Source organism: Paenibacillus ehimensis NBRC 15659 (genome assembly GCF_004000785.1).
GTDB classification, from domain to species: Bacteria; Bacillota; Bacilli; order Paenibacillales; family NBRC-103111; genus Paenibacillus_G; species Paenibacillus_G ehimensis.
The window spans coordinates 72,009-78,403 of sequence record NZ_BILX01000031.1 but is presented as its reverse complement, the minus strand read 5'-3'; the positions used below and the strand labels follow the sequence as shown (position 1 = coordinate 78,403).

At 48.7% G+C, this 6,395-nt stretch carries 5 protein-coding genes; 1 reads left to right on the top strand and 4 read right to left on the bottom strand.

The window, feature by feature from the left end; genetic code table 11:
* Positions 1-447: 447 nt before the first annotated feature.
* The 4 genes from PEH01S_RS18730 to PEH01S_RS18715 all read right to left on the bottom strand — a co-directional run bounded on the left by PEH01S_RS18730 (position 448) and on the right by PEH01S_RS18715 (position 4,877).
* Positions 448-936 carry a hypothetical protein gene (locus PEH01S_RS18730; RefSeq protein ID WP_025847343.1) on the bottom strand — a complete coding sequence of 163 codons (489 nt, stop codon included), beginning with the start codon at positions 934-936 and terminating at the stop codon, positions 448-450.
* A gap of 350 nt (positions 937-1,286) precedes the next feature.
* Complete coding sequence (locus PEH01S_RS18725) at positions 1,287-2,480, bottom strand: pyridoxal phosphate-dependent aminotransferase (protein ID WP_127487354.1); 1,194 nt, start codon at positions 2,478-2,480, stop codon at positions 1,287-1,289.
* Between the two features lie 6 nt (positions 2,481-2,486).
* On the bottom strand, positions 2,487-3,407 hold the full coding sequence (locus PEH01S_RS18720) for a D-alanine--D-alanine ligase (protein ID WP_127487352.1): 921 nt from the start codon (positions 3,405-3,407) through the stop codon (positions 2,487-2,489).
* A gap of 12 nt (positions 3,408-3,419) precedes the next feature.
* Positions 3,420-4,877 carry an aminotransferase-like domain-containing protein gene (locus PEH01S_RS18715; RefSeq protein WP_127487350.1) on the bottom strand — a complete coding sequence of 486 codons (1,458 nt, stop codon included), beginning with the start codon at positions 4,875-4,877 and terminating at the stop codon, positions 3,420-3,422.
* A 217-nt stretch (positions 4,878-5,094) separates the two neighbouring features.
* Between PEH01S_RS18715 and PEH01S_RS18710 the strand changes: the two genes are divergently transcribed.
* Positions 5,095-6,306 carry a macrolide family glycosyltransferase gene (locus PEH01S_RS18710; protein ID WP_025847351.1) on the top strand — a complete coding sequence of 404 codons (1,212 nt, stop codon included), beginning with the start codon at positions 5,095-5,097 and terminating at the stop codon, positions 6,304-6,306.
* Positions 6,307-6,395 lie beyond the last annotated feature (89 nt).

Here is a 6,395-nt window from a genome sequence, read left to right as displayed (position 1 = left end):
ATCCAAGGAATCTGTAGATACATCAGGATCCTTCTCTACTACGCAATTCATCTGGAGTAATTACTACACCCTCAGCCGACTTATCAAAGAAAACGAATGTATTTCCAGTTACTAAAACATGATGCGGTGCGTTATCGATAAGAAATTTAATTTGCACATGAACTTCACGATTGCCTTGGTTAGCGGGTTCGAGAACGGTCCCCCTCGGCCAATTAGCCCTATTTTTTATATCAGGCTGTGACCACTTTAATTTAGCCAGAACTGTCGATTCCCCTGATCACAGTTGTATTTCTCCCAAGACAAGAAATTATCGTCCATAGCAAAATCTTCACTTTAGGAATTTATTTACCGAATACGATTTTCAGCTGTGCTGCCGTTTCATCAAATACTTTCCATACCCCCTTTATCTTCCGCTATAAAAACGATACGTGTAATTTAGCTCTATCTTTATCTTAAATGTTCCAAGATTTGTAGCGCTCTAAAAAAATCATTCCCCGAATCATTAGTAGTTCTTCTTGCAATCTCTCGTAATTCGTCTATTTTTTTTGTATATTCTTTATTGATGATTAGCTCTAGATCCGGTAATTCCGATAATCCAGTGGTAATATAACCAACAGGCACATAGGGACTCCAGAACATGTATCTTATGTATTTGAAATTTTTTAAGTAGGTTTCTGCGTAATCTTTTTGTCTTAAGTGTTTTTTAGCAATCCTTTCGACCGTTGTTTTATTATCTACGTATAGAGCGCCTAAAAGATGGGTGGTTACTTCACACAGATAAGCCGTGTTAGTCTCGAAATTCATTCCTATTACATCCAGCTCATCTAATCCCTTTAACCCGCCTCCTCTAGGTCGAGCATTATATTCTATAAAGTCACAGCCTTCAATTTGCTTTAGATATGCCCCCACAATTAACTCGCCCATTTCTGTCTTCACTTGTTAGCACTCCCTATGAAGTCATCGTTTTATGATCAATCATCCTATGTATCCGTTGGATATGCCGAATCTTTTTAATCATATGTAAACCCGATGTAAGATTATTTCATTTCTTTAAAAGCATCATTCTCGTAATAGTATAAAAAAGCTTCAATTAACTCTTCATCTGTACACTCTTCTACATCATCTAAATCCATTATAGCAACTTGTGTATCTGGACTCCATGTCTCATCCTTTGTAAGAAATAATGCATCTGAGCACTCGAATTTTTCAATGATTTAGTATATCTCGCAATGCCAAAACAAGATACAAGCTCCCATCCGTGGGATCCCATGACATTAAGTTCGTTGTTATAGCAATGATCTATGGGCAGCCTCGCTATTTTCCAGTACGCACACGAACCGTTCCATGCGCTCAAGCGCTTCAGCAAGCAGCTGCGCCGAAACCGCATATGAACATCGGATATGCCCTTCTCCTCCTGTTCCGAAAACATGGCCCGGAACGACGGCAACTCCCGCTTCCTTTAGAAGCAGCTGGGCGAAATGCTCGGAATTTAGCCCTGTGTGCGCAATCGAAGGGAAAGCATAGAAGGCACCCTGCGGCTCATGGCAGGGCAGTCCGATTTCTCTCAATCCTTTGACGAACATCCGCCTGCGCTCGTCGAAGGCGGCCTTCATCGTTTCCTTCGCTTCCAGCCCGTTCCGCAGCGATTCGACGGCGGCGATTTGGCCGAGAACAGGAGCGCACATCGCCGTGTATTGATGGATTTTGAGCATGCCGCCAATAAGCTCCCGGCCGCCGCAGGCATAGCCGATACGCCATCCCGTCATCGCAAACGCCTTGGAAAATCCGTTAATCACGATCGTCCGCTCCTTCATGCCCGGAAGCGAAGCGATGCTTACATGCCGCGCTCCGTAAGTAAGCTCAGCGTAAACCTCGTCCGAAATGACGATCAGGTCGTTCCTGACGACCAACTCCGCTACCGGCAGCCAATCTTCCTCCGTCATAACCGCGCCCGTCGGGTTATTCGGGAAATTTACAACAAGCACCTTCGAGCGAGGTGTCAAGACCTCGGCCAGCGCCCGCGCAGTCAGCTTGAACCGTTCTTCCGGGGCCGTCTTAACCTCGACAACTTGACCCCCGTGCAAACAGGCGATTGGGGCGTAGGCGATATAACCTGGAGCAGGAATAAGCACCTCATCGCCTGGTTCCAAAAAGGCGCGAAGCGCTAAATCGACCGCTTCGCTCGTACCGACGGTTACGAGCACCTCGTTTGCGGGCTCATAGCGGAGCCCAAAGCTATTGTGCAGATACGCAGCAATTTCTTCACGCAGCTCTTGCAGGCCGGCATTCGGGGTGTACTTCGTTCTTCCTTCATTCAATGCGCGAATGCAGGCTGCCCGAACGTGTTCCGGGGTTACGAAATCCGGCTCGCCAACACCGAGCGGGATCGTATCCCTGTGCCCTTCACCCAGTTCAAAAAAGGCACGTATGCCGGATGGCGGAATATCCCGAACGCGCTGCGCTAAGTATTCATTGCTCATGGCAAATCACCGTCCGTTCTTGTTTCGCTCTTTCAGAGAATATTCGATAATAAGGCTCAACAGCCTATCAAATGGTATACCTGCGGCTTGTGCGCTTGCGGGGAAAAGGCTGGTGGCCGTCATGCCGGGCAAAGTGTTGGCTTCAAGCACATGAGGGATCCCGTCCTTAAGGATCATATCGATACGAGCATAGACGCTGCATTTAAGAAGGCGATAGCAAGCGAGCGCCGTTTCGCGCACCCGGGCCTCCAGCTCGGCCGGCAAAACGATAACCTGTTCGTCCGCTGCGCCTTCTACATACTTCGCCTGATAATCGAACCATCCGGAATGAACCGGACGGATGCCGACAATCGGCAGAAGCTCGCCGTTTAGTATGGGGCACGTCAGTTCGTCGCCTTTAACATGCTGTTCCACAACGATCGATTGATCCCGGCGGAAAGCATCCCGGACGGCCGTACGAAGCGAATTGCGGTCTATTGCTATTTGGATGCCGATGCTAGAACCGCCGTGGTTCGGCTTTACGAAGACCGGATAGCCTAGATGCTCTTCGACAGCTTCGAGCGTATCTTCGTCCATTCCGGTCAAACAGAGCCAATCGGGCGTAGGGATTCCTTCGGCCCTCAGCAATCTTTTGCTCAGATCCTTATCCATGCACAAGCTGCTCGACAGGACGCCGCTGCCCGTATACGGAATGCCGAGCGTCTCCAGCATCCCTTGGATCGTGCCGTCCTCGCCGTAAGCGCCGTGCAGCGCAAGCAGCGCGATATCGATTCCTTCCGTCATGCCGACAAGATCTTCCGGCTTTGTAAGAACGATCGGAACCGGATCGTATTTGCTTCGGTCCAGATGCTCGATCATTTGCTTGCCTGTCATGAATGAGACTTCGCGTTCAGACGATACGCCTCCCATAATAACGCCAACTTTCATATCCGCACCTCGTTATCCCATAAGTTGTTTGGCCGTCCGGCCGATGATTTCAAGCCCTCTCTCGATATCTTCATATGTCACTCTTGAGAATCCGAGCCGCATTGTATGCCGTCCCCCGCCGTCGGTGTAAAACATGTCCCCCGGCGTAAAAATGACGCCTTGCCCGGAACATGCGCTAAGCAGCGCCGTCGTATCGAAATCCTCATCGAATTCGACAAACAAATGCAGCCCCCCATCTCCCGAGAGTCGTTTATAAGGGAGATGCGTTTCGCAGCAAAGCTTCGTCCACTCGTATTTTCGTTTATATTCGGAGCGGGCCTTTTTCAAATATTTCTCGAGGTTGCCGTTATGAAGATATTGATAAAGCACCGATTGATCGAACGTCGAGGTGTGAATGCTGCGAGCCCGTTTAATGCTTTCCAAGTAATCGATCAGCCGCCGGTCCGCCAGCACCCAGCCTACCCGGAGGCCGGGGAAAAGCACTTTGGAGAAGCTCCCGAGATAAACAACGCCGTTTCCATGTCCGGCTGTTGCGATTAATGGGGAAACGTGCGAGCCCGAATAACGCAGTTCTTCGTTAAAACCGTCCTCGATGACCGGGATACCGTGACGGGCCATAAGGTGCATGATCGCCAATCTTTTCACGGGGGACGTGACGATACCGGTAGGATTATGGTAGGACGGTATAAAATATGCGCAATCGTATGCCCGTTCCGTTAATGCGCGTTCCAGCTCGATCAGATTGATGCCGTCATGCTCCATCGGAATGCCGGTAATGTCGAAACCGTTCAGTTTCAAGTTTTGGATCGCGGTGTAGTGGGTCGGGTTTTCGCAAATGACCGCTCCGCCGTCTTTCCTGCGCAGAGCGGACAGGACGATGTCGAACGCTTCCGTGAAGCCGCTCGTGATCAGCATATCTTTCCCGCTCAGATCGACGCCTTTATGCTCCATATATTTCAACAAATAATCAATAAGCGGCTTATAGCCTTTCGCGTAGCCGTAATTTAGCAGAACGTTCCCCTCGATCGCCATACGGTCAAGAAAAGCGCGCTTTACATTATCCAGATCGAACAGCTTCTCATCGGGCGCAATGCTGGTGAAGGAAATCACGTTTTTCTCCGCGCGGATGCCGCGTTTCATTCGGTCCAGCTCTACGGCTTGCCGCGCATATCCGTTTATGCGCGATGGCCAATCGATTTCGCAGAATGGAGCGGCGGCAACCGGGGATGGGGAAACGGCTGCAACATAGCTGCCTTTTCCCTGAACGGCATAGATAAAGCCATCGTTCTCCAGCTCGGCGTAAGCGGAAATAACGGTGTTGCGGCTGACGGAGAGCAGCAAGCCGAGCTCGCGGGTGGAGGGAAGCTTCTGATCGGGTTGCAGAGCCCCTTTAATAATCAGACGTTTCAAGTAATCTTTCACCTGGATATAGACCGGCCGTTCTTCCGTGACCTTGAAGTCGTTAAACATGGTTCATCGCCCCCATCTTCATGATGGCACAGATAAGGAGGGAAAAGAAAGAACCACACCCCGGCGTTTTTTGCCAGGTTGTGGTCGTGGAGAAGCAAGGGCCTTATTCTTTGTACTCAGCGTAACCTGTAGCAACGCCGCTTGATCCTGCGTTAGCCCTCATCTATAATGAAATGGTATTACATTCTATTTTAGTATTATATTGGAGGTTTGGTAAATGGCACGCGTACTGTTTGTAACGATTTCAGCGGAAGGTCACGTTAATCCTACCTTAGGATTGGTGAAGCAGCTGGTCGACAACGGAGAAGAAGTCGTCTATATGTGCTTGGAAGAATATCGGGCCAGGCTTGCCCAGACCGGCGCACAATTTCGGGCTTATCAACTGGATGAACAAGTATTTCGAGAGCTTGGTTTTAATCCGACCGAATTTAAGCACCCGCTTCACTTCACTGACTTTATGCTGCGAGGCATTATTGAACTCCATCTCCCAGAAATCTTAAGACAGACAGAGAACGATTCTTTTGACTACTTGATTTTTGACTCCTTGTTCGGTTGGGGAGGGGCTATTTTAGGGGAAAAGCTGGGGATCCCCACGGTCTGTTCCGTGACAAACTTTGCTTTCACCGAGCCGCTAAGCCGCATGGTAGAAGTGTTTGATGCAGGTGATTTAGATGTGGAAGCTCTTTATGAAAGAGTCGCGACGACGGCACAAAGCATCGCCAGGGAATATAACGTGGCTTTACCGGCCATTGAAGATATTACCAGCCAGTATGGTCACTTAAAGATTGTATTTACAAGCCGTGAATTCCAACCCGATGCCGATAAGCTTGACGATAGCTATTTATTTATCGGACCTTCCATTACACCACGACTTGATGCCCCTTCTTTTCCGCTTGAACAACTTCGCTCTCAATATGATAAAGTCGTATATATTTCCATGGGCAGTATTTTGACCAAAGATTTGGAATTTTACAAGCTTTGCTTTGAAGCCTTTCAAGATATCCCGGCTCAATTTGTGTTATCTTACGGTAAAGATACCCATCTGGGCTCGCTGGGAAACAGCATTCCTCCGAATTTCATGGCGATGCCGTATGTTCCCCAATTGGAAGTGCTTCAGCAAGCCGACGCTTTTATTACACATGCCGGGATGAACAGTACAAGCGAGGCTTTATATTATGATGTGCCGCTAGTCATGATTCCATTAAGCTCCGATCAACCCATTGTGGCGAAGCGGGTAGAAAAGCTGGGAGCCGGTCTGGTTTTAGATCGGAGTCAGCTTACGCCTGCAGCTCTGAAGTCCGCTTTGTTGCAAGTGTTGAACGAACCTTCTTATAAAAAGCACGCTAAGCAGATCGGGGATTCCTTACGCAACGCCGGCGGATACAAAGAAGCCGCAAGCCGCATCATGTCTTTATTTTCCAAAGTATAAAAACTCGATAATGAGTTCATGGTAAAGAGAACTTCCTGAAAAGGAGGCTCTTTTTTTTGTATTCCATTATTTCGCACCCTTTGCGAAGC